The sequence below is a fragment of the Massilia sp. H6 genome (assembly GCF_024802625.1).
Taxonomy (GTDB): Bacteria; Pseudomonadota; Gammaproteobacteria; order Burkholderiales; family Burkholderiaceae_D; genus Telluria.
Genome location: NZ_CP103371.1, coordinates 2,454,759 through 2,479,304, shown reverse-complemented (window position 1 = coordinate 2,479,304; position 24,546 = coordinate 2,454,759). Strand labels below are relative to the sequence as shown.

The window sequence follows — 24,546 nt, the reverse complement described above, 5'->3', positions numbered from 1 at the left end:
ACCGGCGGCAGCTAGGCCACCCGCTTGCCGAGGATAATCAGGTCGCGTTCGATTCCGTCGAGATTGGCCACGCGCGGGAAATGCGCCCATTTCTCGAAACCGTAGCGGTCGAACAGAGCCAGGCTGGCCGCGTTGTGGCCGAAGATGAAGCCCAGCAGCGTGTGTACGTTCACGTTCGGCGCGAAAGCAATTGCCTGCTCCAGGCAATAGCGCCCGATTCCCCGGCCGCGCGCGTGCTCGGCGATATAGATCGACAGCTCGGCGGTGCCCGAATAGGCTGGACGGCCGTAGAAATTCGAATACGACAGCCAGCCCAGCACGTCGGGCTGCGCGCTGATGTCGCCAGCCGCGTGGATCACCCACAGCGGCCGGCGTTCCGGCGTATGGTCGGCAAACCATTGCTCGCGCGATTGCACGGTGACCGGTTCGGTATCGGCGGTGACTTCGCGCGAGGCCACGGTGGAATTGTAGATGTCGACGATGCGCGGCAGGTCGGCACGGGTGGCGAGGCGATGGACGTAAGACGGCATAGGGTGCGAAGGGTGCAAAGGGTCAGTGAGCGCGGTGTGATCTACAGGGTATGCGTGGCGCGCGCCGAACGCAGTGCGGCGCCGAGAATTTCTTCGATGCGGGACTTGGCGCGCAGGCCGGCTTCGTCTTCCGGAAAATGCACGCCAATGCCCTGCGCCTTGTTGTTATTGGCGCCCGCCGGCGTGATCCAGGCCACCTTGCCGGCGATCGGGAACTTGTTGGGGTCGTCCATCAGCGACAGGATCAGGTAGATCTCGTCGCCAATCTTGTAGGGCTTGTTGGTCGGTACGAAGATGCCGCCGTTCTTCATGAAAGGCATGTAAGCCGCGTACAGGGCCGCCTTTTCCTTGATCGCCAACGACAGCACCGACGGCCGCGGCAGCTGCGGGGCATTCGGATCGTTGGTAGTGGCGGTCATCGGCTTCCTTTCATGCGCAGCACGAAGTGTACTCAAGCAACATATCTTCGACAAATAATTTTGCCGACAAGGGGTGGTCGGCCACCGCCCGGCGCTCGTTGGCCGCCTTCACCGCACGGTTCAAGTTGGCAGTGTGCACCCGCCCCGCGAGCGCCGCAAGCTGCTTCTGGTAGCGCGGATAATAGCGTACCCGGCCGGCCAGTTTCACCGACACCAGGTCGTACAGCCAGCGCTGCTGCCAGGCCACCAGCGTCGCCAGCGGCGTTTTGGCCAGTTTGTCGGCCACCCGCAATGCGCCGTCGGTGGCCGGATTGGCCAGGAATTGCAGCAGCGCCTCCATCTCCTCGCGGTTGCCGCTCTCGGCCTCGCTCAGCGCAGCCAGCGGCGCCCCGCCCTGTTCGCTCAGCCAACTGCCGGCGTCGGCCACGCCCTGGGCGTCGAGCCAGGCCAGCGCCTGCTGCTGCGACGGCATCGGGAGCGCAAACTTGCGGCAGCGCGACAGGATGGTCGGCAGCAGGCGGTCCAGGCTGTTCGAGGCGAGCAGGAACACGGTGCCAGGGGGCGGCTCTTCGAGCGTCTTGAGTAGCGCATTCGAGGCCGGCATGTTCAGTGCCTCGGCCGGGTACAGCACCACCACCCGCAGGCCCTGGCGGTGGGTCGAGATATTCATGAAGTCGCCCAAGGCGCGGATCTGCTCGATCTTGATCTCTTTCGAGGGCGCCTTGGCAGATTTCGACTTGGCGGCGGGCTCGGCGCCCTCCTCGGCATCGCTTCCCGGCTCGTCTTCGAGCATTTCCGGCCGCACGCGGCGGTAATCCGGATGGTTATTCTGCGCGAACCAGCCGCACGAGGCGCAGGCCTGGCAGGCGTGGCCGTCGGCGCGCACGTTTTCGCACAGCAGCGCTTGCGCCACGCTTTCCAGGAAATCGGCCTTGCCCACGCCCGCCGGGCCGTGGAACAGGATCGCGTGCGGCAAGCGCGCGCGCATCGCCTGCAACTGGGTCCAGGCCTCGCCCTGCCATGGATAGATCGTCACAGCAGCTTCTCCAGCACCTCGCCCAGGCGCACCCGGATGGCGTCGATCGACTGCGTCGAATCGATCACGACGATGCGTTGCGGGAACTGCTGTGCACGGCGCAGGTATTCGTCGCGGCATTTACTGAAGAAGTCGGCCTGCTCGCGCTCGAACTTGTCGAGCGTGCGGGTGGCGTCCAGCCGCTCGCGCGCGACCTCGAGCGGCAGGTCGAACAGCAGCGTCAGGTCGGGCTGCAGCGACGGATGGACCCATGCTTCGAGCGCTTCCATCTTAGAGCGCGGCAAGCCACGGCCGCCGCTCTGGTAGGCAAAACTGGCATCGGTAAACCGGTCCGACAATACCCAGTGCCCCTGCGCCAGCCCGGGTTCGATCAGCTGCGCCAGGTGCTCGCGGCGGCTGGCGAACATCAGCAGGGCTTCGGTTTCCAGGTGCATTTTCTCGTGCAGCAGCAAAGCGCGCAGCTTTTCGCCCAGCGCGGTGCCGCCCGGTTCACGCGACGACACCACGGTCTTGCCGCGCGACTCCAGGAAATTCTTTACAAAGCCGATATGGGTCGATTTGCCGGCGCCATCGATGCCTTCGAAGCTGATGAACTTGCCCCTGGGTGCCGGTGTCGTCGCAGATTCCACTTCCACGCCCTGATTCATTGCTTGATCCGCCGCTGGTACTGGTTCACCGCCCGGTTATGATCCGGCAGGTTGGTCGAGAACTGGCTGGTACCGTCCCCGCGCGAGACGAAATACAGCGCTTCGGTCTTGGCCGGCGCCAGCGCCGCGGCGAGCGACTCCACCCCTGGCAACGAGATCGGGGTGGGTGGCAGGCCGCTGCGGGTATAGGTATTGTAGGGCGTATCGGTTTCCAGGTCTTTCTTGCGGATATCGCCGGCAAAGCGCTCGCCCATGCCGTAGACCACGGTCGGATCGGTCTGCAACAGCATGCCGGTGCGCAGGCGGTTGACGAATACGCCCGCGATCATCGTGCGTTCGCTCTTCTGGCCGGTTTCCTTCTCGACGATCGAGGCCATGATCAGTGCTTCGTAAGGCGTCTTGTACGGCAGGCTGCTGTCACGGCTCTCCCAGGCGGCATGCAGGTGCTTGAGCATTGCCGCATGCGCCTGCTTGTAGATGTCGAGTTCGGACGAGCCCTTGGCGAACAGGTAAGTATCCGGGAAGAACAGGCCTTCTGGCGAGGTGTACTCTTTGGAGATCTTCGCCATCAACTCCTGGTCGCTCAGCTTCACGGTATCGTGCTTGAGGCGCGCGTGCGCGGCCAGGGTCGCGCGCATCTGGCGGAAGGTCCAGCCTTCGATGATCGTCACCGCCTCTTGCGCGAATTCGCCGCGCACGATCTGGGTCAGCAGGCGACGTGGCGACGTGCCCGGCTTGAGCTCGTAGCTGCCGGCCTTGATCCGGCCAGCCTTGCCGGTGACGCGCGCCAGCAGGTTGAACAGCTGCGGATTGACCGGCACCCCGGCTGCCACCATCTGCTGCGCGGCCGCGCCCACCCCGCTACCCGGGTTGATCGTGAATTCGATGGCCGGCTCCGTGCCCGCTCCGGTGTCGAGGGGGGTCTTGGCCCACCATGAGAAGCCTGCGACTGCGGCGACGGAAACGACGACGCCGGTGACCAGGAGTTTTTTGATGAATGCCATGTGTTTTTGCTTGGTGTGTTGCCGGGGGTTTCGACGTCCCCGGCGCGATTTCGCCGACATCTTTATAATGAGCCCGTAATGATAAAGCCTAATTGCTAATACTAACTGGATTTATGCCTAACTGGACAGACACTCTTGCTGCACTCGGCGCCCGCTTCGATGCCGACGACGCCTCCCAGGCCGACGACTTCGGCCGCCCGCTTACCGCGGCCGAGCTGAGCGCGGGCTTCGTGGCCCCGGTTACCGATCTCGGCATCATTGCCGTGGCCGGCGACGAAGCGGCCAGTTTCCTGCACAAGCAGCTGACCAACGACGTCGAGCACCTTGGCCAGGGCGAAGCCCGCCTGGCCGGCTTCTGTACGCCCAAAGGACGTCTGCAGGCTACCTTTCTGGTCTGGCGCGACGCCGAGGCGGTGTATCTGCAGCTGCCGCGTGCAATCCAGCCGCCGCTGCAAAAGCGCCTGTCCATGTTCGTGCTGCGCGCCAAGGCCAAGCTGCGCGACGCCAGCTTCGAGGCGCCGTTCGCGGCCGTGCTGGGACTGGGCGGGGCGCGCGCCGGCAGTGCGCTGGAGCGTCACGTCGCTACCCTGCCAGATACGGTCAACGGCAAGACCGAGGGCAGCTTCGGCACCGTGATCCGGCTGGCCGACGCCTTTGGCGCGCCGCGCTGGTTGTGGCTGGCGAGTGAAGAAGCCGCCAGCGCCGCCCTACCGCTGCTGGCCGACCAGCTGGCACTGGGCGGCAACCAGGCCTGGCTACTGGCGGCCATCCATGCCGGCGTGCCGCAGATCACTGCCGTCACCCAGGAACAGTTCGTGCCGCAGATGATCAACCTCGAGCTGCTCGGTGGTGTGAACTTCAAGAAGGGTTGCTACCCGGGTCAGGAGATCGTCGCCCGCAGCCAGTATCTCGGTAAGCTCAAACGCCGCACGGTGCTGGCCACGGTCGGGCATGCGGGCGCGCGCGCCGGCGACGAAGCGGTCTCGATGAGCGATCCCGGCCAGCCTTGCGGCATGGTCGTCAATGCCGCGCCGAACGGCCTTGGCGGCGCCGACCTGCTGGTGGAAATGAAACTGGCGGCGCTGGGCGAAGACGTGCGCCTGGGCACCGCCGGCGGCCCGCAGCTGCGCTTCGAGCAGATGCCCTACCATCTCGACGCGCTCGACATCTAGCGATGATCGACCTGTACGTCTATTACAAGGTGCGCACCGAAGATGGCGCCGCACTGGCGGCGCGGGTGCGCGCCATGCAGGCGCAGCTCGCCCACGGGGGCACCGCGGCCCAGCTCAAGTGTCGTCCCGATGCGCGCGACGGCCTGCAGACCTGGATGGAAGTCTATCCCGGCGCCGCCGACGGCTTCGATAGCGTGGTCAGCGCCGCCGCGTGCGCGGCCGGCCTCGACGCCTACACCCAGGGCCCGCGCCGGTCCGAGATCTTTATGGACCTGCCACCTATGGACCTGCCACCATGTGCCTGATCGTCTTTGCCTGGCATGTGATGCCGGGCGTGCCCGTCATCGCCGCCGCCAACCGCGATGAGTTCTATGACCGCCCCGCCAGCCCGGCCGCCCCCTGGCCCGAGCATCCGCACGTCATCGCAGGGCGTGACCTGCGTGGCGGCGGCAGCTGGATGGGTGTGAGCACCGAAGGCCCGAACGGCCCGAAGTTCGCCGCCCTGACCAATATCCGCGGCCCGCACGAGCGCCGCGATAACGCGCCGACCCGCGGCGACCTGGTGGCCGGCTTCCTGGCAGGCACGCTCGATGCCGCCGACTATCTGGCGCAGGTGATCGCGCGCGGCGACGTCTATAACGGCTATAACCTGGTGCTTGGCGACCGCGATACGCTGTACTGGTATTCGAACCGCGGCGGCGGCGACCCGCGCAATGGACTAGCCCTGGAACCGGGACGCATCTATGGCATCTCGAACGGCCTGCTCGATGCGCCCTGGCCCAAGGTGCTGCGCACCAAGGCGCAGTTCGCGAGCCTGCTGTGCCAGGGCGCCCCGGAAGACGCCTATTTCGAGATGTTGGCCGACACCACCCGCGCCCCCGACCTGCGCCTGCCCGAAACCGGCATGCCGATCGAGCTCGAGCGCATGCTCTCGCCGGTGTGCATCGAGTCGCCCGGCTACGGTACCCGCACCTCGACCGTGGTCAAGCTGTACCACGCGGGCGAACCCGAGCTGCATGAGCGGGTGGTGCATCCCGAGAACCAGGAAGCGGCGTAACAGCGCCCCAAGGACGCTGCCTGCCCTGTCCTGCCCTGTCCGGCTCGCATCGAGCTCAGCGCCGCCCCTTGACCCCCGCCTTCAGACCATTCCACACCTGGGGCGTGGCCGCATAAGGATCGGCGGGTAGCTTGCCCTGCACGATTGCATCGAAGCGCTCGCCAACCGAGGCCAGTGCCTGCGGATGCGAATACACATAGAACTGCCCATCCTGAATCGCGTCGAAGGCCATTCGGGCCACGTCCTGGGCCGTTACCTTGCCCGACTCGACCGCCCGCTCGGTCATGCTTTGCGAGGTCGCCTGGCTGGCGGTAATGCGCTCGTCGCTGGCGAGCTCCTCGGGGCGGTTGCGGTGCGACTGGGCGATCGCGGTCGGCACGAAGAACGGGCACAGCACCGAGGCCCCGATCGGCGCGTCAACCAGGCGCAGGTCGTGATACAGGGTTTCGGTGAGCGCTACCACGGCATGCTTGCTCACGTTGTACACGCCCATCACCGGCGGCGTCAGGAGGCCGGCCATCGATGCCGTATTGACGATATGACCCTGGTAGTCGGCGTCGCGCCGGGCGCACTCGAGCATTACCCGGGTAAAAATCCGTACGCCATTGATCACGCCCCACAAGTTCACACCCAGCACCCACTCCCAGTCCTTCTCGGAGTTTTCCCAGATCAGGCCACCGGCACCGACGCCGGCGTTGTTGAACACCAGGTGAACGGCGCCGAAGCGGGCGATTGCCGAATCGGCCAGCTCCTGCACGTGCGAGCCCTTGCTGACGTCGCACACCATCGACAGCACCTCGGTGCCGGTCGCCAGCAACTCTTCGGTCGCGTGTTCGAGTTGCTTGGCCTGCACATCGGCCAGCACCAGTTTCATACCCAGGCCGGCCGCCATATTGGCGAACTCACGGCCCAGGCCGCTCGCAGCGCCGGTAATGACGGCAACCTTGCCTAGAAAATCCTTCATGTGCTTCTCCCCTGGAATGACATCAGACTGCCGATACGCCGCCGTCGACGGCCAGCGTCTGCCCGGTAATATGCTTGCCGGCGTCGGAAGCGAACAGCACCACCGCTCCTTTCAGGTCTTCGCCGTCGCCCAGGCGATTCAAAGGCGCATCCTTGGCCAGGTGTTCGGCGCCCAACGCGGCCAGCACACCCTTGGTCATCTTCGACGGGAAGAACCCCGGCGCGATCGAATTGACCGTGATGCCGTAGCGGCCCCATTCGCCGGCCAGCGCGCGCGTGAAGTTCACGACCGCACCCTTCGAGGTATTGTAGGCGATGGTCTGCATCGTGCCCGGCGGATTGCCGGCCAGTCCGGCGATCGACGAGATACTGATGATACGCCCGTAGCCGCGCGGGATCATGGACAGCTTGCCGATCGCCTGCGTCACCAAAAAGATACTGCGCACGTTCAGGTCCATCACCTTGTCCCAGGCTTCGAGCGGGTAGTCTTCGGCCGGCGCCCCCCAGCTGGCCCCGGCATTGTTGACCAGGATGTCGACATGGCCGAGCCGGGCAACGGCGGCCTCGGCAAATGCATGGGCCTGGGCCGGGTCGGACAGGTCGGCAGCGATGCTCGAGGCATCGATGCCGCGCGCCTGCAGGTGGGCCACGGCTTCATCGAGCTCTTCTTGCTTGCGCGACGAGACCAAGACGCGCGCGCCCTGCTCGCCCAGCGCCTCGGCCATCTGCAGCCCGAGGCCGCGCGAGCCACCGGTGACGATGGCGGTCTTGTTCTTTAACGAAAAAAGTTCCTCGGTGGTGCGCATTACATAGTCTCCGTTTGTGTTCCTGGTTGCTTGCCGCCGCTAGCAGCGCGTGCTTCATGCCCGGCAACTCTAAAGCGTGTTTATAAAGCGTGTTTACACCGCGTAATCCATGCACTGGCGCGCTTCGCGCACCGCACCGATGAAGGGCACCAGCGCCTGGTGGGTCGGGTGCGCGGCGTAGGCGGCCAGTGCCGCCTTGTCGGCAAACTCCGAGTACAGCACGACATCATAGGTCGCTTCCAGCCCGGGCTGCGCCAGCGACACTTCGAAGGCCAGCATGCCTGGCACGATCTGCGCGCACTCGTCCAGACGGCGCTTCATTTCGCGCGCATTGGCGGCCCGGTCCGCGCCTTCGGCTTGGTCCTTCAGTTTCCACATCACGATATGCTTGATCATTGCTGCTCCTGTAGGTGAATGTCGCGCCATCCATGGCTCCCTGGCGGGGCTGCGCCAACGAACGAGAATAGCATGATCAAGCACGGTCGTTCGCTCACCTTCCAGTGGGAGCAAGCACCGTGTAAGGATAGCGGCCCACACTGCGCCTTAGCTGACCAACCATCAGCGATCCGACAACACCAAAATCTATTCGGAGACACCCATGGCAATCACACCCGGCACAACAGCGGGAGGAAAGGCGGCGCCTTCTTCCTCTGGACTGACCAAAGAAGAGAAAAAGGTCATCTTCGCATCTTCACTCGGCACGGTATTCGAGTGGTACGACTTCTACCTGTACGGTTCGCTCGCCACCATCATCGCCAAGCAGTTCTTCATCGGCGACCCCACTACCACCTTCATCTTCGCCTTGATGGCATTTGCCGCCGGCTTCATCGTGCGCCCGTTCGGCGCGCTGGTGTTCGGCCGCCTGGGCGACATGATCGGCCGCAAATACACCTTCCTGGTTACCATCGTGATCATGGGGGCTTCGACCTTCCTGGTTGGCCTGCTGCCGAGTTATGCCACGATCGGCATCGCCGCGCCGATCATCCTGGTGTCGCTGCGCATCCTGCAAGGCCTGGCGCTTGGCGGCGAATACGGCGGCGCGGCCACCTATGTGGCCGAACACGCGCCCGAAGGCAAGCGCGGCCTGTTCACCTCTTACATCCAGACCACTGCCACAATCGGCCTGTTCCTGTCGCTGATGGTGATCCTGGCCACCCGCACCGCCATGGGCGAAGAACAGTTCCAGGCCTGGGGCTGGCGCATTCCCTTCCTGATCTCGGTGCTGCTGCTGGGCGTGTCGGTCTGGATCCGGATGTCGATGTCCGAATCGCCGGCCTTTGCCAAGATGAAAGCCGAAGGCAAGACCTCGAAGGCACCGCTGTCGGAAGCCTTCCTCAAGCCGAAGAACGCCAAGGTCGCCTTCCTGGCGCTGGCCGGTTTGACCATGGGCCAGGCAGTGGTCTGGTACACCGGCCAGTTCTACGCCCTGTTCTTCCTGACCAAGACCCTGAAGATCGACGAGCCGCTTGCCAACATCCTGATCGCGATCGCGCTGGCCCTGGCCACGCCTTTCTTTATCGTGTTCGGTTCGCTGTCGGACCGTATCGGCCGCAAATGGATCATCCTGGGCGGCTGCCTGATCGCCGCGGCAACGTATTTCCCGATCTTCAAGGCGATCACGCATTACGGCAACCCGGCGCTGGAGCGTGCGATCCAGACTTCGCCAGTGGTGGTCGTGGCCGACCCGGCCACCTGCCACTTCCAGGTCGACCCGACCGGCACCAAGAAATTCCCGTCGTCGTGCGACATCGCCACCCGCATGCTCACGGCCGCCTCGGTGAGCTACAACATCCAGGAAGCGCCCGCCGGCACCGTGGCCACGGTCAAGGTCGGCGACACCACCTTCCCGTCCTTCAACGCGGTCATGACGCCGGATAACCTGAACTTCGATGCTGCCTCCAAGGCCAGGGAGACCGCGTTCAAGGGCGACGTGACCGCCGCCCTGAAGGCGGCAGGCTATCCAGAGAAAGCCGACACGGCCGCGATCAACAAGCCGATGCTGGTGCTGCTGCTGTTCATCCTGGTGCTGTATGTGACGATGGTGTATGGGCCGATCGCAGCCATGCTGGTCGAGATGTTTCCGACCCGTATCCGGTATACCTCGATGTCGCTGCCCTATCACATCGGCAACGGCTGGTTCGGCGGCATGCTGCCGACGGTCAGCTTCGCCCTGGTGGCCTTCAAGGGCGACATCTACTACGGCCTGTGGTACCCGATCGTCATCGCGCTGGCCACCGTGCTCATCGGCGGGCTGTTCGTCCGTGAGACGAAGGACAACAATATCTACGCCGACGATTGACCATCAGCCCGGATAGCTAATGCAAGGTACGGCGGGGTAATGCGCGCGGCACGGCGCATTACCCCGCCCGGGTATTCAAGCCAAGATTCAGCCCCCGAAGCCCTTGCCCTCGGCCGCGCGCCGCTCCAGCAGCGGGGCCGGCTTCCAGGCTTCGCCATGGCGCCCGCCCGCATAGCCGCGGATCGCCTCCAGCACCGTTGGCAGGCCGACCGACTCGGCATAGAACATCGGCCCGCCCCGGTGCAGCGGAAAGCCGTAACCGGTCAGGTAGACGATGTCGATGTCGGAGGCGCGCATGGCGATGCCTTCTTCCAAGATCTTGGCGCCTTCGTTCACCAGCGCGTACACCAGGCGCTCGACGATCTCGGCGTCGCCGATTGCACGGCGTTCCAGCCCGAGGTCCTGTGAATGCTGCACGATCATGGCATCGACCAGGGCCGAAGGATAGGCCTTGCGCTCGCCCGCCTGGTAGTCGTACCAGCCGGCGCCGGTCTTCTGGCCGAAGCGGCCCTGCTCGCACAGCAGGTCGGCGCTCTTCGAATAGGCGATCTGGGGCGACTCGATGGCGCGGCGCTTGCGGATATACCAGCCGACATCGTTGCCGGCCAGGTCACTCATGCGAAACGGCCCCATCGCAAAGCCAAACTGCTCGATCGCCGCATCGACCTGGGCCGGCAAGGCGCCTTCGTCGAGCAAGAAGTAAGCCTGGCGCAGGTATTGTTCCAGCATGCGGTTGCCGATGAAGCCATCGCATACGCCCGACACCACGCCGGTCTTCTTGATCTTTTTCGACAGGGCCAGCGCGCTGGCCAGCACGTCCTTGCCGGTCTGCTTGCCGCGCACGATTTCCAGCAGCTTCATGACATTGGCCGGGCTGAAGAAATGCAGGCCGATCACGTCCTGCGGGCGCCGGGTGAAGGCCGCGATGCGGTCGAGGTCGAGCGTCGAGGTGTTCGACGCCAGGATCGCGCCCGGCTTCATGACCGCATCGAGCTGCTTGAACACGGTTTCTTTCACGCCCATGTCTTCGAACACGGCCTCGACCACGATGTCGGCCTGCGCAATGTCGGCATAGTCGAGCGTGCCCTTGATCAGGGCCATGCGCTGCTCGCCCTGGTCAGCGCTGAGCTTGCCCTTCTTGACGGTGTTCTCGTAATTCTTGCGGATCGTGCCCAGACCCTTGTCGAGCGCGTCCTGCTGGGTTTCCAGGATGGTCACCGCAATGCCGGCGTTTGCGAAATTCATGGCGATGCCGCCGCCCATGGTGCCGGCACCGATCACCGCCGCGCTGGCGATGCTGCGCACCGGCGTGTCGCCCGGCACGTCCGGCACCTTGCTGGCGGCGCGTTCGGCCATGAAGGCATGGCGCTGCGCTTTCGATTCCGGGGTCTGCATCAGGTGCAGGAAACGTTCGCGCTCGAAGGCCAGGCCTTGCTCGAAGGGCATGGTCACCGACGCGGCGACCGTCTCGACGCATTCCAGCGGCGCTGGAAACGGTCCGGCCATGGCTTTCACCGACGCCCGCGCAGCCTCGAGGAAGGCGGCGTGGTCCGGATAATCGACGCTGCGCTCGCGCACCTTCGGCAGCGGCCTGATATCGGCCTTTGCCTCGGCAAAGGCGACCGCGGCGCCGAGCAGGTCGGTCCCGGCCGGGAACACTTTGTCGAACAGCGCGGTGCCGGCCAGCTTTTCGGACACTACCGGCGCGCCGCTGACCACCATGTTCAAGGCCATGTCGAGGCCGACCATGCGCGGCATGCGCTGGGTGCCGCCGGCGCCCGGCAGCAGGCCGAGCTTGACCTCTGGCAGCGCGATCAGGGCGCCCGGCAGCGCGACGCGGTAGTTGCAGCCCAGGGCCAGTTCCAGCCCGCCGCCCATGCAGACGCTGTGGATGGCGGCGACGACCGGCTTGGCGCAGTCTTCCACGACCCGGATCAGGGTGTGCAGCGTCGGCTCTGTTAGCGCTTTGGGCGAGTTGAATTCGCGGATGTCGGCGCCGCCCGAGAAGGCCTTGCCGGCGCCGGTAATGACGATCGCCTTGATGGTGGCATCGGCTTCGGCACGGCGAATCGCCGCGACCGCGGCGGTGCGCGTCTCCAGGCCCAGGCCGTTGACCGGCGGGTTATTCAGGGTGATTACGGCAACGCTGCCTTCACTGGTGTAATCGGCGCTCATGTCTGTCTTATCTCCTTGTGATTGATGCTGCTTATCTATAAAACTATACCCCAACTAAAAGAACGTTCGTCTTATTTTCTTGCGAGGACAGGCTGTGCCAGAATAGCGCCCTCTTGAGACAAGCAAACTGATTTCCATGGAAAAACTGATCGCGCAACTTTACCGGCTCTACCTGATGCCCGAACTGGCTTCGCCCGATGCGCTCGCCCAGCACTTCCAGGGCATGCAGGCCCTGCGCGTCGGACTGGCCTCGCGCGACGACCTGATGCGGGCGATCGTGATCGACTTTCCAAAGGTGCGTGGCGCCGCTCCGGCCCAGCACTGGACCAACCTGTGCGAGGTGGCCAACCGGCTGCAGGAGTCGTTTGGCTTTGCGCCGCCCGCCGTCAGCATCGACGGCGGCAGCGGCTACCAGCTCTGGCTGTCGCTCGAAGAAGCGGTACCGCTGGGCGACGTGCGCCGCTTCGTCTCGATGCTGCGCGACGCGCATTTCCCCGAGCTCGACCTGCAGGTGGCAGTGGAAGTGGCCTTGCCGCCATCGTTGAGCACGGCCAGCGGCAAGTGGGCGGCTTTCATCCACCCGGGCATGGGCGCGTCGTTTGCCGATGAGGCCGGACTGGAAATGACGCCGCCCGTGACGGCGCAGGTGGGCTTTCTGGAGGGCCTGGACAGCATCGGCAAGGCGCAGTTTTTTGATGCGCTGGTGTCGATGAAGCAGAGCGAAACGGCCACCACGGCGGCAGCCCCGATGCCGGCGCCGGGGCCCGCATTCGAGCCCCGCCGCGCAGGGCCCGACGGCCTGTTGCTCAAGGACGCTACGCTAGAGGACATTGTCCGTCACTTGCAGGCGCTGGGCATCGAGCCGACCTTGCGCCATGTGCTGCCACCACGCGACTAAAGTACTCACCCTTAAATAAATGTGTTTTTGGCTGCCATAACCGGCGCGTTGCTGCGTTGGCTCGCGCTTGCAGTGCTCGCACTGCGGCACACTCGCCGCCTTGCCCCGCATCCGGTTCTGTTTGCCAAAATTCACATTGATTTCCGGTCGAGCACTTAGCTGCGGCTGCCGGTTGGTTCATTAACCGGCGTGATCGAAGGCAGCGCAGCTCAAGGCTTGCCCATCAACTCGCGCAAGGCCACAACCGTCGCTTCCACCCCCATCCGCACCGCCGGCCCGTGCTCGACCTTGAACAGCGGGCTGTGATGACTCGGCAGGCGCAGCTTGCCGGCCTTGGCTGCGGCGATGGTCTCGGGGGCGGTGCCGCCGATCGTGAAGTACACACTCGGGATATACGGGTCGGTCACGAACATCGGGAAGTCTTCCGAGCCCATGCCTTCGCGGAATTCTTCGGCACCAAAGGCATCTGGCCCCAGCTTGCCGATCCAGGCCGCGCGCAGGCGCCGCACCAGCTCGACATTGTTCAGCACCGGCGGCGCCGGGGTGTCCACCAGCTTCACTTCGGGCAGTTCGTTGTCGGCCATGCCGGCGGCGCGCGCGGTGTGCTCGGCCATGCGCTTGATGGCGCCGAGCAGCAGCTCGCGCGTTTTCGGGCTTTCGCTGCGCACGGTCAGTTGCAGCCTGGCGTTGTCGCCAATGATATTGGCCTTGGTGCCGCCGTGGAAAGAGCCAACCGTGATCAGGCCCGGTTCGCGCGGGCCCAGCTCGCGACTGACGATGGTTTGCAGGCCCATCACGATCATCGCGCCCAGCACGATCGGGTCCTTGCCGCGGTGCGGCTGGGCGCCGTGGGCGCCGACGCCCTTGATCGCGATCTCGACCGTGTCGGCGCCGGAATACGGCGAGACCTCGGACGCGTGCACCTTGCCGGTGGCCATGTCGGCCTTGACGTGCAAGCCCAGCGCGACATCCGGCTGGCCGAAGCGTTGATAGAGCCCATCTTTCATCATGGCCAGCGCGCCGCCGATCCTTTCCTCGGCCGGTTGGCCCACCAGCATCAGGGTGCCCGACCAGGCCGAGCGTTCGGCCGCCATGCGGCGCGCCGTGCCCACCAGGCTGGTCATGTGGATGTCGTGGCCACAGGCGTGTGCCACCGGCGTGACATTGCCTTCCATGTCTTTCTGGGTGGCGGTCGAGGCATTGGGCAAGCCGGATTTCTCGATCATCGGCAAGCCATCCATGTCGGCCCGCATCATCACCAGCGGTCCGGGACCGTTCTTCAGGATCGCCACCACCCCGGTGCCGCCCACGCCCTCGGTAACGCTAAAGCCGGCCGCGCGCAACTCCTTGGCCATGCGCGCCGCGGTCTTCACCTCTAGAAAGGACAGCTCGGGATTGCGGTGCAGGTAATCGAGCAGTGGCGCCAGGTGGGTGTCATAGTCTTTGGCGACAGCCCTGGACAGCTCAGTCGCGTGAACGGCGCCCGGCAGCACGCTGGCGGCCAGTAGTATGGAAAGCAGAGTCTTGGTCATGGGGTCCTGGTGGGGCAAATGGCATACATTGTTCGTGATACAGCTCACGCAGCTTGTTTTTCTGGAACTTGCCGGTGCCGCCCACCTGGAGCGCCTCGGGAAACACGACATCGTCCGGAATCCACCACTTTGCCACTTTTTTATCGATGAAGGCCAGCAATTCTTTGCTGCTAACCTCCATGCCAGCACGCTCCAGCACCAGTTGTCCTTCACCGGTGCGCGGTGAGAATCGGGCGGGTACGGTAGAATTCCGCCAATATCGCCCGCCTTTGTGCTCACCCGATTACTTGTACTGGAATTGCCATTACTGCTGACGAACTTCCTTTCGACAACGTGTTTGCCGAATTACCGCCGGCGTTCTATACCCGGCTGATGCCGACGCCCTTGCCGGCGCCGAGCTTCATTGCCGCCAGTGGGCCCGCCGCGGCATTGGTCGGGCTCGACCTGCAGACGCTGGCGCAGCCGGATTTCGTCGAGGTTTTCACCGGCAACAAGGTGGCAGTGCGCTCGCAGCCTCTGGCTGCGGTGTACTCCGGACACCAGTTCGGGGTCTGGGCTGGCCAGCTCGGCGACGGTCGCGCGATCACCCTGGGCGACCTTCCCATGGGTGATGGCCATGGCCGGATGGAAATCCAGCTCAAGGGCGCTGGCCTGACGCCGTATTCGCGCATGGGCGACGGCCGTGCGGTGCTGCGCTCGTCGCTGCGCGAATTTCTCTGCTCCGAAGCAATGGCGGCGCTCGGCATCCCGACCACGCGCGCCCTGATGGTGACCGGCTCGCACCAGCCGGTGATCCGCGAGAGCGTCGAGACCGCTGCCGTCGTGACCCGCATGGCGCCGACCTTTGTGCGCTTCGGCTCGTTCGAGCACTGGGCCCAGCGCGGCAAGCAGGACGAGCTGCGTATCCTGGCCGACTACGTCATCGCCAACTGGTATCCGGAATTGGCCGGGGCCGCCAATCCCTACAAGGAACTGCTGGCGGAAGTCACCCGCCGCACGGCGCGCACCATCGCCGGGTGGCAGGCGGTCGGCTTCATGCATGGCGTCATGAACACCGACAATATGTCGATCCTGGGCTTGACGCTCGACTACGGACCGTTCGGCTTCATGGAAGCCTTCGACGCCAATCACATCTGCAATCACACCGACCAGGGCGGACGCTATTCCTATGCCAACCAGGTTGCGGTCGGTCACTGGAACTGCTACGCGCTCGCCAATGCCCTGCTGCCCCTGATCGGCACGACCGACGAAGCCGAAGAGGCGCTCGCCGTGTATCGCCCGGCCTTTGGCGCCAGCATGGACGAGCACCTGCACGCCAAGCTCGGCCTGCGCGACGTGCGCCCCGGCGACGAAGAATTGTTCGACGCCATGTTCCAGCTGCTGCAGGCGAACCACGCCGACTTCACCTTGTTCTTCCGGCGACTGGGCGAACTGCGCCTGGACGGCGGACCAGGCGAGGACGCCCTGGTGCGCGACCTGTTCCTCGAGCGCGAAGCCTTCGATGGCTGGGCGGTGCAGTACCGCGCCCGGCTGCGCGCCGAGGCTAGCCGCGATGACGTGCGGCGCGCCGCCATGCATCGCGCCAACCCGAAATATGTGCTGCGCAACTACCTGGCCCAGACCGCAATCGAACAGGCGCAGCGTGGCGACTACAGCGGCGTGCAGACGCTGCTCGCCGTGCTCGAGCGTCCGTTCGACGAACAACCCGAACACGACGCCTACGCGGCCCTGCCGCCCGACTGGGCCGCTCACCTCGAAGTGAGCTGCTCGTCGTGAGCCTGTTCCGAACCCGCATTGCTACCCGCGAGACCAATATGACCGACAAACTGACCAAAACGGACGCCGAATGGCGCGACCAGCTCGACCCGATGCAATACCAGGTGACCCGCCACGCCGCCACCGAGCGCGCGTTCACCGGCAAATTCTGGGACCACCACGAGCACGGCATCTATACCTGCGTGTGCTGCGATACGCCGCTGTTCGAATCCGACGCCAAGTTCGATTCGGGCTGCGGCTGGCCGAGCTATTTCCGGGCGCTCGATCCGGCCAATGTCATTGAAAAGACCGACCGCACCCACGGCATGCTGCGCACCGAAATCATTTGCGCGGTGTGCGATGCCCACCTTGGCCACGTCTTTCCCGACGGTCCGCCGCCTACTGGCCTGCGTTACTGCATCAATTCGGCCTCGCTGCGTTTCGAACCGGCCCGAGGCGACGCATGATCAAGTTTTTGTTCGACATGCTGCCGGTAATCCTGTTCTTCGGCATCTATAAATACGGCGAAAGCCACCAGGAATGGGCCCACGGACTGGTCACCGATTACCTCGGCGTACTGATCTCGGGCGGCGCGGTGCCGGCATCGCAGTCGCCGATCCTGCTGGCCACGGCAGTCACGATCCTGGCCACGGTGCTCCAGATCGCCTACCTGCTGGCGCGCCGGCGCAAGGTCGATGGCATGCTGTGGGTGTCGCTTGGGGTCGTGGCGGTCGCCGGTGGCGCCACGATCTATTTTCATGACGATACCTTCATCAAGTGGAAGCCGACCATCCTGTACTGGGCCTTTGGCGCTGCCCTGCTGTTCGCCCACCTGGTCTATCGCAAGAACCTGATGCGCTCGGCGCTCGGGGGCGCCATGAGCCTGCCCGAAGCGGTCTGGACCCGCGTGCTCTACGCCTGGGTCGCCTTCTTCGTCGCGCTGGGCGTGCTGAACCTGCTGATGGCCTTTGTGGTCTTCGAAGGTGACACCGGGGCCTGGGTCAGCTTCAAGCTGTTCGGCATCTCTGGCATCCTGTTCGCCTTTATCATCATTCAATCGCTCATGCTGTCCAAACATATTCAGGAGGATGCACCGAATGGAAACTAACCGTACCGAACGCCTGCGCGCGCAGTTGCAGGCCGCGCTGGCCCCCAGCCTGCTCGAGATCAGCGACGATTCACACCTGCACGCCGGACACGCTGGCGCAGCCTCTGGCGGCAGCCATTACAGCGTCAAGATTGCCTCCGACAAGTTCGCCGGGCTGTCGCTGGTCATGCGTCATCGTCTTGTGTATGATGCCGTGCACGAAATGATTAACAAGGCGGAAATCCATGCCCTGGCCATCACGGCCATCGCCCCGTCCGATGCCGGCTGACGGCTCGCTAGAGGCAAGCACCTTCAGCCAGCTTTAAGTATCATCGCAGACAATCTTTCGCTAGAAGTAAAAGAAGCTGTAGTAGAAGACGTACACAAAAACAACCACGTACAAGAACTGAGCAATCTCGTCCAAGCAACTCTTCCCACAGGAATTCCAGAAATGACTTTGAAGCCAGCACGCCTGCTGTTCGCCCTGATCGCCGTTGTCGCCATCCCTGCCCATGCGCAGAACCTCGCCGTGGTCAACGGCAAGCCGATCCCGTCGTCGCGCGTCGACGCCGTCGTCAAGCAGGTGGTCGCCGCCGGCCAGGGCCAGGATTCGCCCGAAATGCGCGAAGTGATCAAGCGCGACCTGATCGCGCGCGAAGTGCTGATGCAAGAAGCCGTCAAGCAGGGCTACGACAAGAAGCCGGAAGTCAAGGCGGCGCTCGACAACGCCCGCCAGGCGATCGTTGTCAACCAGCTGGCGCGCGACTACATCGCCAAGAACCCGGTGACCGATGCCGAGATCAAGGCCGAGTACGACCGTTTCACCAAGCAGACCGGCGACAAGGAATACCACGTGCGCCATATCCTGCTCGAGACTGAAGCCGAGGCCAAGGCGGTGATCGCCAAGATCAAGGCCGGTGCCAAGTTCGAAGAGCTGGCCAAGGGCTCGAAAGATACCGGCACCGCCAGCACGGGTGGCGACCTGGAATGGGCCAGCCCGTCTTCGTTCCCGCCGGAATTCGCCGCTGGCTTCACTGGCCTGCAAAAAGGCGCGGTCAGCGAGACCCCGGTCAAGACCGCCAATGGCTTCCACGTCATCAAGCTCGATGACACCCGCGCCGCCAAGCTGCCGACGCTGGCCGAAGTCAAGCCGCAGATCGCCGACGCCCTGGCCCAGAAGAAGCTCGAAGAGTACAAAGACCAAATGGTCAAAAAGGCAAAGGTGCAGTAATATAGGTTACCGCCGGTGCTGAGTCAGTACCGGTTTTTGCCGCCTGCGGCGAACTTTTTCGTGTTTAGATAGGACCTCAACAATGATTTCGAAGCCAGCCCGCCTGTTGTTAGCCATGATGACCCTGGTTGCCGCGCCTGCGTTCGCGCAAAACGTTGCGACCGTCAATGGCAAACCCATCCCGGCGGCCAAGGTTGACCAGATGGTCAAGCAAGTTGTCGCCCAGGGCCGCGCCACCGATTCGCCGCAGTTGCGCGACGCCATCAAGAAAGACCTGATCGGTCGTGAAGTCCTGATCCAGGAAGCCGACAAGCAGAACATTGGCGCCCGCGCCGACGTCAAGGCAGCGATCGACAATGCGCGCCAGAGCATCATCATCAACGCCATGCTGGCCGACTACGTCAAGAAGAACCCGATCAAGGACGCCGAAATCAAGGCCGAGTACGACAAGTACAAGTCCCAGGTGGGCGAGAAAGAATACCGCGCACGCCATATCCTGGTGACCACCGAAGACGAAGCCAAGGCCATGATCAGCAAGCTCAAGGCCGGCGCCAAGTTCGAGGAGCTGGCCAAGCAGTCGAAAGACGGTTCGGCAGCCAATGGTGGTGATCTGGACTGGGCTAGCCCGGCCAACTACGTGCCCGAGTTTTCCAAGGCCATGACCGCCCTGCAAAAAGGCGCCATCACCGAGACCCCGGTCAAGACCCAGTACGGTTACCACGTGATCAAGCTCGAAGACGTGCGCGCCGCGAAGGTGCCGGCCCTGGAAGAAGTCAAGCAGCAGGTCGCGGAACAACTGCAACAGCGTCAGCTGGCCCAGTACCGCGAAAGCCTGGTGAAGAAGGCCAAGATCCAGTAATCTGGATTCAGCCTCGCCAAGAAGCGCTCCCCAGGGAGCGCTTTTTTACTGTTCAGTCGTCTTCGGCGCAGTGTGGCGGCGCGCCCGGATAGTCGCCATTATTGTACTCGTCCAGCATGCCGGCCCAGGACCGCTGCAGCTGGCAAGCGCCGCGCAGGCAGGTGCCGGGGGTGGCCGTCTTGAACCAGCTGCCCGCCGCTAGCAGGATCGCGCGCAGGCTGTTGGGCGCCGATGCGCCAGCCCTGCCATTGAGTACGGCCGCGATGTACTGATGCGCCAGCATGACATAGGCATCGCCCCGTACCGGGCTGTCCATTACCTGCTGCCAGCTCAAGCTGCTGTTGAAGAAGGGGGCGTCGCGGTCGTAGGGCGCCGGCCAGGCGACACCTGGCTTGTTGCCCCAATAGCCCTGGGTGCGCACGCAGCCTTTCGGCGGACATCCGCAGTCCGCCAATGCTGCGTCCGGCGTGACAGCCGCGACAGTCGTTACTTCGCCGCAAGCGGCACTGGTCCCCGCCTGCGTCAGGGCAGCCTCGGCTGCGAAGGCGCCGGGACTAAGCACGAATGTGAGGCCGCTGGCAAGCACAATGCGGGCGGCGATCCGGGAAATACGCTGTCGGTAAGTCATGTGATCCTCCAAAGAAATTTATGGCGGTTGAGTCCGTCATAGCATTCATGATGCGCGCAGCCCTGCCCTGTGCTTTGCGTCGCCGCATTGCGGCGAGCGGTTCGATTTCGAGGAAGACTTTCCCAGGCAAAGCTTGATGTCTCCCGCAAAAAAAAAGCGCCTCCGAAGAGGCGCCTTGACTAACACGGTCAAGCGGTCAAGCTACCCACTTGCGCGCATTGCGGAACATGCGCATCCATGGCGACTCGTCCGGCCAGGTGTCCGGTGCCCACGAATGCACGACGCTGCGCAGCACCCGCTCGGCATGCGGCATCATCGCGGTGAAGCGGCCATCGCTGGTCGTCACTGCGGTCAGGCCGCCGGGCGAGCCGTTCGGATTGAACGGATAGGTTTCGGTGGCCTGGCCGCGGTTGTCGACATAGCGCAGCGATCCGATCGCGGCGGCGGCGTCGCCGGTAAGCGAGAAGTCGGCAAAGCCTTCGCCGTGGGCGATCGCGATCGGCGCCATGGTGCCGGCCATGCCGTCGAAGAAGATCGACGGCGAGTCCAGTACCTCGACCATGCCGAAGCGCGCCTCGAACTGTTCCGACTTGTTGCGGGTGAACTTGGGCCAGGCATGCGCGCCCGGAATGATGGACTTCAGGTTGCTCAGCATCTGGCAGCCATTGCACACGCCAAGGCCAAAGGTGTCCTGGCGCGCGAAGAAGCTGGCAAAGGCGTCGCTCAGGCGCGGGTTGAACAAGATGGTCTTGGCCCAGCCTTCGCCCGCGCCCAGCACATCGCCGTACGAGAAGCCGCCCACGGCGATCACGCCCTGGAAGTCGTCGAGCTTGACGCGGCCCGCGATCAGGTCGCTCATGTGGACGTCGATTGCCGCAAAGCCGGCCTGGTGCATTGCCCAGGCAGTTTCGATATGCGAATTCACGCCCTGCTCGCGCAGGATCGCCACGCGCGGACGCACGCCCGTCGCGATGAACGGCGCGGCGACATTGTCACGCAGGTCGAACGTCACTTTCGGCGAGATGCCGGGATCGGTCTCGTCGAGCAGGCGGTCGAATTCCTGGTCGGCGCAGTCCGGGTTGTCGCGCAGGCGCGCAATGCGCCAGCTGGTGTCGCTCCACAGGCGGTGCAGGTCGGCGCGCTGCTGCTTGTAGATCACCTTGGCGTCGCGCGTGAACTCGATGGCGCCGCGCTCGTTGGGCTTGCCGATGATGTGGCTGCATGCGCCGAGCCCGTGCTCGCGCAGCACCGCCATGACCGCCTGCTTGTCCTCGCCCCGCACCTGGACCACGGCGCCGAGTTCTTCGTTGAACAGCGCGCGCAGCGTCAGTTCGTTGCGGCGTTCGGCCACCTGGCCGGCCCAGTTCTTGGCATCGCCCCAATCGGCGCCATGGCCTTCTTCCATCGCCAGGATGTCGAGATTGACCGTCACGCCGGCGCGGCCGGCAAAGGCCATCTCGGCCAGGGTGGCGAACAGTCCGCCGTCCGAACGGTCGTGGTAGGCCAGCAGCTTGCCGTCGCGGTTGAGCTGCTGGATCACCGCGAAGAATGCTTTCAGGTCTTGCGGCGAATCGACGTCCGGCACGCTGTCGCCCAGTTGCTGGGTCACTTGCGCCAGCGCCGAGGCACCCATGCGGTTCTTGCCGCGCCCCAGGTCGACCAGGATCAGGGCGGTCTCGCCCAGGTCCGTGCGCAGTTGCGGGGTCAGCGTGCGGCGCACATCGGCGACAGGTGCGAACGAGGACACGATCAGCGATACCGGGGAGATCACGGCCTGGTGTTTTCCGTCCTGGTTCCAGGTGGTACGCATCGACAGCGAATCCTTGCCGACCGGGATCGACACGCCCAGCGCCGGGCACAGCTCCATGCCCACTGCCTTGACCGTATCGAACAGTGCGGCATCCTGGCCCGGCTGGCCGCAGGCCGCCATCCAGTTGGCCGACAGCTTGATGTCGGAAATGTCGTCGATGGCGGCGGCGGCGATATTGGTGATCGCCTCGCCCACCGCCATGCGGCCCGAGGCGGCGGCGTCGATCACGGCCAGCGGAGTACGCTCGCCCATCGCCATCGCTTCGCCGACGAAGCCGTCGAAAGACATCGCGGTGACGGCGCAGTCGGCGACCGGCACCTGCCATGGCCCGACCATCTGGTCGCGCACGCTCATGCCGCCGACGCTGCGGTCGCCAATCGTAATCAGGAAGGATTTGTCGGCCACGGCCGGTAGCAGCAGCACGCGGCGCGCGGCTTCTTCGAGCTCGATGCCGGTCAGGTCGAGCGCCGGGAAAGCGTAGCGCACATGCTCGACTTCGCGCAGCATCTTGGGCGGTTTGCCCAGCAAGACATCCATCGGCATGTCGACTGGCGAGGTGCCGTTTGATTCCTGGTCGATCACGCGCAGCTGGCGCTCTTCGGTGGCGGTACCGACCACGGCGTAAGGGCAGCGCTCGCGCTCGCACAGCGATGCAAATTTATCAAGGTCCATTGGAGAAATAGCCAACACATATCTCTCTTGAGACTCGTTTGACCAAATTTCCTTCGGCGCCATACCACTCTCTTCGAGTGGCACCTTGCGCAGGTCGAACAGCGCGCCGCGCTTGGCATCGTTGACGATTTCCGGGAAGGCATTGGACAGGCCGCCGGCACCGACGTCATGGATCGAGATGATCGGGTTGTCCTCTCCCATCTGCCAGCAGCCGTTGATGACTTCCTGGGCCCGGCGTTCCATTTCCGGATTGCCGCGCTGGACCGAATCGAAATCCAGGTCGGCAGTATTGGTACCGGTCGCCATCGACGAGGCGGCCGAGCCGCCCATGCCGATCCGCATGCCGGGACCACCGAGCTGCACCAGCAGGCTGCCGACCGGAATGTCATCCTTGTGGGTGTGCGCGCCCGAGATGCTGCCGATACCGCCGGCAATCATGATCGGCTTGTGGTAGCCGTACACGGTTCCACCCTGGTCGCCTGCGGCACCAACATTCTGCTCGTAGCTGCGGAAATAGCCGCCCAGCACCGGGCGCCCGAATTCATTGCTGAACGCGGCTCCGCCAAGCGGGCCGTCGGTCATGATCTGCAGCGCCGAGGCGATGCGCTCGGGCTTGCCGGTGATGGCGTCGACCCGGCCGGCCTGGCCGCCGGTCACGTCCGAGGCGTTTTCCCACGGGCGGTGGGCATCGGGCAGGTAGAGGTTCGATACCGTAAATCCGGCCAGGCCAGCCTTGGGCTTGGCGCCGCGGCCGGTCGCGCCTTCGTCGCGAATCTCGCCGCCGGCGCCGGTGGAAGCGCCCGGGAACGGTGAAATCGCGGTCGGGTGGTTGTGGGTCTCCACCTTCATCAGGATATGGGTCAGGTCGGTCGCCGGCGCATATTCCTGTCCCGCGCCGCGCGGGAAGAAGCGCGTTACGCTGGCGCCCTCGATGATCGACGAGTTGTCGCTGTAGGCGACCACGGTGCCGCGCGGGTTGAGCTGGTGGGTGTTCTTGATCATGCCAAACAGCGACTTGTCCTGCCGCACGCCATCGATGATCCAGTCGGCATTGAAGATCTTGTGGCGGCAGTGTTCGCTGTTGGCCTGGGCGAACATCATCAGTTCGACATCGGTCGGATTGCGCGCGGCCCGGGTAAAGGCGTCGTGCAGGTAGTCGATCTCGTCGCCCGACATTGCCAGGCCCAGTTCGGTATTGGCGCGCAGCAGCGCGTCGACGCCCTGGCCCAGCACATCCACGGTCTCGAGCGGCTTGCCTTCGAGTTCGTCGAACAGGCGCGCGGCGCCGTCGGCATTGCGCAAGACGGTCTCGGTCATGCGGTCGTGCAGCAAAGCCGCCACCGCAGCGAGTTCTTCTTCGGCCAGCCGCTTGGGCGCGCCCAGGCCGGTGCCCAGGATGCCACTCTTGAGCACCACGGTATAGCCAACGCCGCGCTCGATCCGATGCACCTGCGCCATGCCGCAGTTGTGGGCGATGTCGGTGGCCTTCGAGGCCCACGGTGAAATCGTGCCCAGCCGCGGAATGACGAAGAATTCTTCGGTCACGCCTTCGTACAATGATTGCGCCGCCGGTTCGCCATAGGTGAGCATGGCGGTCAAGCGCTCGGTATCGGCGCTGGTCAGCGGTGCGCTGGCGTCGATGAAGTGGAAAAAGCGGGCCTGGACTGCGGCGATCGTGGGGGCGACGGCTTGGAGTTGCGCCAGGAGGCGTTGGCTACGGAAGGCGGACAGGGCATTGGAACCCGGCAGAATCAACATGGCTGAGAAGTCGGTTGATGCAGCGTCGCTGCTTGGGTGGAAGATAGCGCGTCATTATACAGTGTTGCAATGCAGCGCTGCATTCCTGGGGATGCCGAACTTGTAGTACGGACATTTCTTGATCCTGAGAGCAGTTATCGGTATTGTAATGGGAACATTATTATAAAAACTGCGCGCTACTCCTTGCGGGCTACGCACGCTGACCGAG

Annotated in this window: 23 protein-coding genes and 1 pseudogene; 11 read left to right on the top strand and 13 right to left on the bottom strand. The window is 64.3% G+C overall.

The features are described from left to right. Positions 1 to 11: 11 nt before the first annotated feature. Genes NRS07_RS11035 through mltG form a run of 5 tightly spaced genes read right to left on the bottom strand, consistent with a single transcriptional unit; the run spans position 12 to position 3,636 of the window. Positions 12 to 530, bottom strand: a complete 519-nt coding sequence (locus NRS07_RS11035) for a GNAT family N-acetyltransferase (protein ID WP_259206638.1) — start codon at positions 528 to 530, stop codon at positions 12 to 14. Between the two features lie 41 nt (positions 531 to 571). Beyond that, entirely contained in the window at positions 572 to 949 is a 378-nt protein-coding gene (locus NRS07_RS11030; protein WP_259206628.1) for a PilZ domain-containing protein, read from the bottom strand. 10 nt (positions 950 to 959) lie between these two features. Next, complete coding sequence (locus tag NRS07_RS11025; RefSeq protein ID WP_259206578.1) at positions 960 to 1,985, bottom strand: DNA polymerase III subunit delta'; 1,026 nt, start codon at positions 1,983 to 1,985, stop codon at positions 960 to 962. Next, positions 1,982 to 2,632, bottom strand: coding sequence for a dTMP kinase (gene tmk, locus NRS07_RS11020; RefSeq protein WP_259206576.1), 651 nt, complete (start codon positions 2,630 to 2,632; stop codon positions 1,982 to 1,984). The genes NRS07_RS11025 and tmk overlap by 4 nt, the downstream gene beginning before the upstream one ends. Then, entirely contained in the window at positions 2,629 to 3,636 is a 1,008-nt protein-coding gene (mltG, locus tag NRS07_RS11015) for an endolytic transglycosylase MltG (protein ID WP_259206557.1), read from the bottom strand. The genes tmk and mltG overlap by 4 nt, the downstream gene beginning before the upstream one ends. A 113-nt stretch (positions 3,637 to 3,749) precedes the next feature. Between mltG and NRS07_RS11010 the strand changes: the two genes are divergently transcribed. The 3 genes from NRS07_RS11010 to NRS07_RS11000 are packed head-to-tail and all read left to right on the top strand — an operon-like array spanning position 3,750 to position 5,865. Further along, positions 3,750 to 4,808 carry a folate-binding protein YgfZ gene (locus tag NRS07_RS11010; protein ID WP_259206549.1) on the top strand — a complete coding sequence of 353 codons (1,059 nt, stop codon included), beginning with the start codon at positions 3,750 to 3,752 and terminating at the stop codon, positions 4,806 to 4,808. A gap of 2 nt (positions 4,809 to 4,810) precedes the next feature. Next, entirely contained in the window at positions 4,811 to 5,113 is a 303-nt protein-coding gene (locus NRS07_RS11005; RefSeq protein ID WP_259206537.1) for a DUF4936 family protein, read from the top strand. Further along, positions 5,104 to 5,865 carry an NRDE family protein gene (locus NRS07_RS11000; RefSeq protein ID WP_259206535.1) on the top strand — a complete coding sequence of 254 codons (762 nt, stop codon included), beginning with the start codon at positions 5,104 to 5,106 and terminating at the stop codon, positions 5,863 to 5,865. The genes NRS07_RS11005 and NRS07_RS11000 overlap by 10 nt, the downstream gene beginning before the upstream one ends. 55 nt (positions 5,866 to 5,920) lie before the next feature. Here NRS07_RS11000 and NRS07_RS10995 read toward each other — a convergent pair whose 3' ends face one another. From NRS07_RS10995 to NRS07_RS10985, 3 genes are all read right to left on the bottom strand, one after another. Then, positions 5,921 to 6,829: an SDR family oxidoreductase gene (locus NRS07_RS10995; RefSeq protein WP_259206531.1), complete on the bottom strand. Its 909-nt coding sequence runs from the start codon at positions 6,827 to 6,829 to the stop codon at positions 5,921 to 5,923. A gap of 22 nt (positions 6,830 to 6,851) precedes the next feature. Next, on the bottom strand, positions 6,852 to 7,634 hold the full coding sequence (locus NRS07_RS10990; RefSeq protein ID WP_259206523.1) for an SDR family oxidoreductase: 783 nt from the start codon (positions 7,632 to 7,634) through the stop codon (positions 6,852 to 6,854). Positions 7,635 to 7,727: 93 nt separating this feature from the next. Further along, positions 7,728 to 8,030 (bottom strand): Dabb family protein, encoded by a 303-nt coding sequence (locus NRS07_RS10985; protein ID WP_259206517.1) that lies wholly within the window; start codon positions 8,028 to 8,030, stop codon positions 7,728 to 7,730. 202 nt (positions 8,031 to 8,232) lie between these two features. On the opposite strand from NRS07_RS10985, the gene NRS07_RS10980 reads away from it, so the two are divergent. Then, positions 8,233 to 9,933, top strand: a complete 1,701-nt coding sequence (locus NRS07_RS10980) for an MFS transporter (RefSeq protein ID WP_259206516.1) — start codon at positions 8,233 to 8,235, stop codon at positions 9,931 to 9,933. An 87-nt stretch (positions 9,934 to 10,020) separates the two neighbouring features. On the opposite strand, the gene NRS07_RS10975 is transcribed toward NRS07_RS10980, so the two are convergent. After that, positions 10,021 to 12,108 carry a 3-hydroxyacyl-CoA dehydrogenase NAD-binding domain-containing protein gene (locus NRS07_RS10975; protein WP_259206510.1) on the bottom strand — a complete coding sequence of 696 codons (2,088 nt, stop codon included), beginning with the start codon at positions 12,106 to 12,108 and terminating at the stop codon, positions 10,021 to 10,023. 136 nt (positions 12,109 to 12,244) lie between these two features. On the opposite strand from NRS07_RS10975, the gene NRS07_RS10970 reads away from it, so the two are divergent. After that, positions 12,245 to 13,006, top strand: coding sequence for a hypothetical protein (locus NRS07_RS10970; RefSeq protein ID WP_259206503.1), 762 nt, complete (start codon positions 12,245 to 12,247; stop codon positions 13,004 to 13,006). Between the two features lie 209 nt (positions 13,007 to 13,215). Here the strand turns inward: NRS07_RS10970 and NRS07_RS10965 are convergent, their stop codons facing one another. Next, a complete protein-coding gene (locus NRS07_RS10965; protein ID WP_259206494.1) occupies positions 13,216 to 14,538 on the bottom strand; it encodes an amidohydrolase in 1,323 nt (440 codons plus the stop codon). Beyond that, positions 14,471 to 14,740: pseudogene (locus NRS07_RS10960) on the bottom strand (hypothetical protein); the annotation flags it as partial. The gene NRS07_RS10965 and the pseudogene NRS07_RS10960, both read right to left, overlap by 68 nt. 95 nt (positions 14,741 to 14,835) lie before the next feature. Between NRS07_RS10960 and NRS07_RS10955 the strand changes: the two are divergent. The 6 genes from NRS07_RS10955 (at position 14,836) to NRS07_RS10930 (ending at position 19,470) form a co-directional block, all read left to right on the top strand. Then, complete coding sequence (locus NRS07_RS10955) at positions 14,836 to 16,314, top strand: YdiU family protein (protein WP_259213158.1); 1,479 nt, start codon at positions 14,836 to 14,838, stop codon at positions 16,312 to 16,314. 38 nt (positions 16,315 to 16,352) lie between these two features. Continuing rightward, positions 16,353 to 16,760 carry a peptide-methionine (R)-S-oxide reductase MsrB gene (gene msrB / locus NRS07_RS10950; protein ID WP_259206489.1) on the top strand — a complete coding sequence of 136 codons (408 nt, stop codon included), beginning with the start codon at positions 16,353 to 16,355 and terminating at the stop codon, positions 16,758 to 16,760. Beyond that, entirely contained in the window at positions 16,760 to 17,401 is a 642-nt protein-coding gene (locus tag NRS07_RS10945) for a septation protein A (protein ID WP_259213157.1), read from the top strand. Before msrB ends, NRS07_RS10945 begins: the two co-directional genes overlap by 1 nt. Then, on the top strand, positions 17,391 to 17,669 hold the full coding sequence (locus NRS07_RS10940; protein ID WP_259206487.1) for a BolA family transcriptional regulator: 279 nt from the start codon (positions 17,391 to 17,393) through the stop codon (positions 17,667 to 17,669). Before NRS07_RS10945 ends, NRS07_RS10940 begins: the two co-directional genes overlap by 11 nt. A gap of 162 nt (positions 17,670 to 17,831) precedes the next feature. Continuing rightward, entirely contained in the window at positions 17,832 to 18,611 is a 780-nt protein-coding gene (locus NRS07_RS10935; RefSeq protein WP_259206482.1) for a peptidyl-prolyl cis-trans isomerase, read from the top strand. Between the two features lie 82 nt (positions 18,612 to 18,693). Continuing rightward, positions 18,694 to 19,470, top strand: coding sequence for a peptidyl-prolyl cis-trans isomerase (locus tag NRS07_RS10930; RefSeq protein ID WP_259206480.1), 777 nt, complete (start codon positions 18,694 to 18,696; stop codon positions 19,468 to 19,470). A 52-nt stretch (positions 19,471 to 19,522) separates the two neighbouring features. Here the strand turns inward: NRS07_RS10930 and NRS07_RS10925 are convergent, their stop codons facing one another. Both NRS07_RS10925 and purL read right to left on the bottom strand, forming a co-directional pair. Then, positions 19,523 to 20,098 (bottom strand): hypothetical protein, encoded by a 576-nt coding sequence (locus NRS07_RS10925; RefSeq protein WP_259206478.1) that lies wholly within the window; start codon positions 20,096 to 20,098, stop codon positions 19,523 to 19,525. A 196-nt stretch (positions 20,099 to 20,294) separates the two neighbouring features. Continuing rightward, on the bottom strand, positions 20,295 to 24,338 hold the full coding sequence (gene purL / locus NRS07_RS10920; protein WP_259206477.1) for a phosphoribosylformylglycinamidine synthase: 4,044 nt from the start codon (positions 24,336 to 24,338) through the stop codon (positions 20,295 to 20,297). Positions 24,339 to 24,546: the final 208 nt, after the last annotated feature.

Excerpts from the sequence above, each read along its gene's own strand:
- NRS07_RS11030 (WP_259206628.1), bottom strand. The coding sequence starts at position 949 with ATGACCGCCACTACCAACGATCCGAATGCCCCGCAGCTGCCGCGGCCG.
- msrB (WP_259206489.1), top strand. The coding sequence starts at position 16,353 with ATGACCGACAAACTGACCAAAACGGACGCCGAATGGCGCGACCAGCTC.
- NRS07_RS11005 (WP_259206537.1), top strand. The coding sequence starts at position 4,811 with ATGATCGACCTGTACGTCTATTACAAGGTGCGCACCGAAGATGGCGCC.
- mltG (WP_259206557.1), bottom strand. The coding sequence starts at position 3,636 with ATGGCATTCATCAAAAAACTCCTGGTCACCGGCGTCGTCGTTTCCGTC.
- NRS07_RS11000 (WP_259206535.1), top strand. The coding sequence starts at position 5,104 with ATGTGCCTGATCGTCTTTGCCTGGCATGTGATGCCGGGCGTGCCCGTC.
- NRS07_RS10975 (WP_259206510.1), bottom strand. The coding sequence starts at position 12,108 with ATGAGCGCCGATTACACCAGTGAAGGCAGCGTTGCCGTAATCACCCTG.
- NRS07_RS10925 (WP_259206478.1), bottom strand. The coding sequence starts at position 20,098 with ATGACTTACCGACAGCGTATTTCCCGGATCGCCGCCCGCATTGTGCTT.
- NRS07_RS10935 (WP_259206482.1), top strand. The coding sequence starts at position 17,832 with ATGACTTTGAAGCCAGCACGCCTGCTGTTCGCCCTGATCGCCGTTGTC.
- tmk (WP_259206576.1), bottom strand. The coding sequence starts at position 2,632 with ATGAATCAGGGCGTGGAAGTGGAATCTGCGACGACACCGGCACCCAGG.
- NRS07_RS10940 (WP_259206487.1), top strand. The coding sequence starts at position 17,391 with ATGGAAACTAACCGTACCGAACGCCTGCGCGCGCAGTTGCAGGCCGCG.
- NRS07_RS10965 (WP_259206494.1), bottom strand. The coding sequence starts at position 14,538 with ATGACCAAGACTCTGCTTTCCATACTACTGGCCGCCAGCGTGCTGCCG.
- NRS07_RS10985 (WP_259206517.1), bottom strand. The coding sequence starts at position 8,030 with ATGATCAAGCATATCGTGATGTGGAAACTGAAGGACCAAGCCGAAGGC.
- NRS07_RS10970 (WP_259206503.1), top strand. The coding sequence starts at position 12,245 with ATGGAAAAACTGATCGCGCAACTTTACCGGCTCTACCTGATGCCCGAA.
- NRS07_RS11035 (WP_259206638.1), bottom strand. The coding sequence starts at position 530 with ATGCCGTCTTACGTCCATCGCCTCGCCACCCGTGCCGACCTGCCGCGC.
- NRS07_RS10980 (WP_259206516.1), top strand. The coding sequence starts at position 8,233 with ATGGCAATCACACCCGGCACAACAGCGGGAGGAAAGGCGGCGCCTTCT.
- NRS07_RS11010 (WP_259206549.1), top strand. The coding sequence starts at position 3,750 with ATGCCTAACTGGACAGACACTCTTGCTGCACTCGGCGCCCGCTTCGAT.
- NRS07_RS10930 (WP_259206480.1), top strand. The coding sequence starts at position 18,694 with ATGATTTCGAAGCCAGCCCGCCTGTTGTTAGCCATGATGACCCTGGTT.
- purL (WP_259206477.1), bottom strand. The coding sequence starts at position 24,338 with ATGTTGATTCTGCCGGGTTCCAATGCCCTGTCCGCCTTCCGTAGCCAA.
- NRS07_RS10990 (WP_259206523.1), bottom strand. The coding sequence starts at position 7,634 with ATGCGCACCACCGAGGAACTTTTTTCGTTAAAGAACAAGACCGCCATC.
- NRS07_RS10995 (WP_259206531.1), bottom strand. The coding sequence starts at position 6,829 with ATGAAGGATTTTCTAGGCAAGGTTGCCGTCATTACCGGCGCTGCGAGC.